The sequence below is a fragment of the Terrihalobacillus insolitus genome (assembly GCF_028416575.1).
GTDB classification, from domain to species: domain Bacteria; phylum Bacillota; class Bacilli; order Bacillales; family Amphibacillaceae; genus Terrihalobacillus; species Terrihalobacillus insolitus.
On record NZ_JAMQKB010000052.1, the window covers coordinates 1 to 3,472 of the forward strand.

Annotated in this window: 3 protein-coding genes; all 3 read left to right on the top strand. The window is 35.3% G+C overall.

Going from position 1 to position 3,472, the window contains the following annotated elements; translation table 11 throughout:
• Nucleotides 1-146: 146 nt before the first annotated feature.
• The 3 genes from NC797_RS18150 to NC797_RS18160 are packed head-to-tail and all read left to right on the top strand — an operon-like array spanning nucleotide 147 to nucleotide 3,370.
• The gene (locus tag NC797_RS18150; RefSeq protein ID WP_272438197.1) at nucleotides 147-1,394 is read left to right on the top strand and encodes a site-specific integrase; all 1,248 of its coding nucleotides are present in this window, start codon (nucleotides 147-149) and stop codon (nucleotides 1,392-1,394) included.
• Nucleotide 1,395: 1 nt separating this feature from the next.
• The gene (locus NC797_RS18155) at nucleotides 1,396-2,364 is read left to right on the top strand and encodes a tyrosine-type recombinase/integrase (RefSeq protein WP_272438198.1); all 969 of its coding nucleotides are present in this window, start codon (nucleotides 1,396-1,398) and stop codon (nucleotides 2,362-2,364) included.
• Nucleotides 2,351-3,370 (top strand): site-specific integrase, encoded by a 1,020-nt coding sequence (locus tag NC797_RS18160; protein ID WP_272438199.1) that lies wholly within the window; start codon nucleotides 2,351-2,353, stop codon nucleotides 3,368-3,370. Before NC797_RS18155 ends, NC797_RS18160 begins: the two co-directional genes overlap by 14 nt.
• The last annotated feature ends 102 nt before the right edge of the window (nucleotides 3,371-3,472 follow it).

Below are 3,472 nucleotides of genomic sequence, written 5' to 3' on the forward strand. Positions count from 1 at the left end.
GTCAAAAGGTTATGTATAGTAAATGATAATGTAAAGTAAGTCAATATATTCAGGTGAAATTCGAAGAATTTTGTTGACTTACTTTACATTATCACCCGATATTATAGATAGGCAGCTGCCTAATATAATATCGGGAGGTCTTTCTAATGAAGAGTGAAAAGAAACAAACGCTTTGTGAAATTACTTCGGAAGTGGAGGCTTATTTTGACGGTCTTTCATATCACAAAGTGAGAATTAGGGTTTATCAAAATGGATGGAAACTTCTAAAGCAATTCATGGAAGAGCATCGAATGAAATTCTTTAATGCGAAGGTGTGTGATGCGTTCATAACAAGCGTATTGAACGAAATGTCCTATAGTGATCTTAGCAAGAAAGAAAAGGACACAATACGGAGTGCTAATGTACTTACTGAATATCAAACTACTGGTATGATAAGGTTCCGATCCGTTCGAAAGGATTATAACTTTGAAGGAGAAATAGGAAACCTTATGCAATCTTTTCTATCCTACAGAAAAGCGCAAGGGATGTCGGAAGACACTATAACTAGCAACAAATTATACCTCCATAGATTTTTGACCTATCTTAATTCGAATAGCATTTTGGTTCTTTCCGACCTTGGCAAACAACAAATTCTAGGTTTTATCAACACCCTTGGCTTTTCCTCCAAATCGACAATACACTGTACGCTAAGTTCTATACGTTGCTTTCTTAGGTATTTATTTGATAATAAGTATCTAGATTATGATTTAACGTATCTTGTTCCTAAAAGCAGTTACAAAAAAGAAGCACGCCTTCCAACAACCTATACAAAAGAAGAAATAGAACGATTATTGAATGCCGTTGATAGAAGTAGTCCAAAAGGTAAAAGAGATATAGCAATGATACTATTAGCGGCCAGGCTTGGATTGAGAGCCTCGGATATTTGTGGATTAAAATTTGAAAATATATATTGGGAAACCAATACAATACACCTTATTCAACGGAAAACTAAAGAAAAAATTGAACTCCCTCTTTTAGCTGAAATTGGAAATGTAATTATTGATTACCTTAAATATGGAAGACCTTCATCAGATCTTCCATATATATTTTTACGTGCTGCTCAACCATATGACAAGCTTGAAGAACCAACTCTTCATAGTATTGTTTCCTTTTATTTAAAACGGGCAGGCATCAAGAATGCCGATCAAAAGAAACATGGTCCGCATGCCTTGCGGCACAGTCTTGCAGGAATACTTCTGGAACAAAAGACACCAGTTCCAGTTATTTCAGAAGTGCTTGGACATTCAAATACGGAGAGTACAAAAACTTATCTCAGAATTGATCTGAAATCTCTTCGTCAATGCGCCTTGGAAGTACCAAAAATCCAATCACCTTATTACCAGGAGGTGTATTGAAATGGAATTATCAGGCATTAATGCTTATCTAATAGATCAATATATAGCTTTCAAAAGAAATATGGGCTACGCCCTAAGCAGCACCTCCAACTTTAAAACGTTTGATGACTTTACAATCAAAAATGATGCAAATTCAGTTGGTTTGACAAGGGAATTGGCGGACAAATGGATAGAAATACGTTCGAACGAATCTGAGGTTACTAGATATAAGAGAGTTAATGATATCCGTAACTTTTGCATCTATCTGAATCAATTGGGATATCAGTCTTACATTCCAAGATTGCCTAAAAAATATCAATCAACTTTTACACCATATATTTTTTCGGAAAAAAGGCTAAAATCATTCTTTACCGCATGTGACACAATAAGAGTAAAGGATAATACATCTAATATGAAATTTATACTACCTGTAGTTTTTCGTCTTATTTACGGCTGTGGATTAAGGATAAATGAAGCATTATCACTTAAAAATAAGGATGTGAATCTTGAAGAAGGTTATATTATTGTACGGGAAACGAAAAATGGGAGTGACCGAATACTTCCTCTTTCCGATTCTTTAATAACTATCGGTAAGCAATATAAGAAAATGATTCATTTATCAGTAAATGAATCCGATGATTACTTTTTTATACAGAAGAATGGTGATAGGTACGCTTCGGATACAGTATATAGGTGGTTCCGTAAAATTCTATGGGAAGCTGGTATTTCTCATGGTGGTAAGGGTTTGGGACCACGAGTACATGATCTTAGACATTCATTCAGTGTGCATTCATTGGCGGAAATGTCCCGTAAGGGACTGGATCTATACTATTCTCTTCCCATTCTTTCTAAATACTTGGGGCACAATTCATTGGAAGCAACTGATAAGTATGTCAGATTAACCTCGGATATGTACCCGGAGTTAATTGAAGATGTAAACAAACTGTGTTCATACTTGTTTCCGGAGGTGAAGCAAAATGAAACCTACTGATTTTTCATATTATCTTACAGGGTTTCTCACAAAGTTTCTCCCAGGAGAAGTTGGAGCAAGTCAAAACACCATAGCATCCTACAGGGATACGTTTATTATTTTTCTGCGCTTCTTAAACGATGAAAAAGAGATCCCCACAGATGTTTTAACCTTGAATAAGATAACAAAAGATTTAGTGGTGGAATATTTGGATTGGACTGAAAGGGTGCGTAGATGTAGCACATCAACAAGGAATGTGCGATTAGCAGCACTTCACTCTTTTTTTAAATATCTCCAATATGAGAATCCAGACAATCTATTGGAATGGCAGAAAATCCTTTCTATTCCTGTCAAAAGGAACAAAAAGAAAACTATAAACTATCTAACCCCTGATGGGATAAAGTTACTGTTAAAAATGCCAAATTTAGATACCATCACTGGACGCCGTGATTTAGCGCTATTAACACTAATGTATGAAACAGGGGCTAGAGTACAGGAAATAATAGACTTAACGCCATCAATGGTTAGATTTGAGAAACCATATACAATAAAACTAATTGGAAAAGGAAACAAAGCCAGGATTGTACCTTTAATGGAACCAGCTGTACAGGTTCTAAGGAGATATATGGAAGAACAAGGTCTTTTCGGAAATTCTTCGAATTTATATCCTCTGTTTTTCAACAAAAGGAAGGAGAATCTGACTAGAGCTGGAGTGAACTATATATTAGCAAAATATAAGAATTTAGCACGAGAAGAAGATAAAACATTGATTCCAGAAGTGTTTACCTGTCATTGTCTTAGACATACGAAAGCTATGCATCTACTTCAAGCCGGTGTAAACCTTGTATATATAAGAGATATTCTTGGTCACAGTTCTGTACAGGTAACAGAAATTTACGCCAAAGTAGACTCAAAACAAAAAAGAGAAGCTATAGAGAAGGCATACGTTGATGTAACACCATCAGAGGAACCAAAGTGGCAAGAAAATGATAACTTATTGACTTGGCTAAAGAACTTCAACAAGTAGGGTCAAAATGATAATGTAAAGTGACTCTAAGATATTATCACAATCTGACAGCAAACAAAGAGCTTACTTTACATTATCATTTACTATACATAACCTTTTGAC

Coding starts and splice junctions, on each gene's coding strand:
- NC797_RS18155 (WP_272438198.1), top strand. CDS start 1,396: ATGGAATTATCAGGCATTAATGCTTATCTAATAGATCAATATATAGCT.
- NC797_RS18150 (WP_272438197.1), top strand. CDS start 147: ATGAAGAGTGAAAAGAAACAAACGCTTTGTGAAATTACTTCGGAAGTG.
- NC797_RS18160 (WP_272438199.1), top strand. CDS start 2,351: ATGAAACCTACTGATTTTTCATATTATCTTACAGGGTTTCTCACAAAG.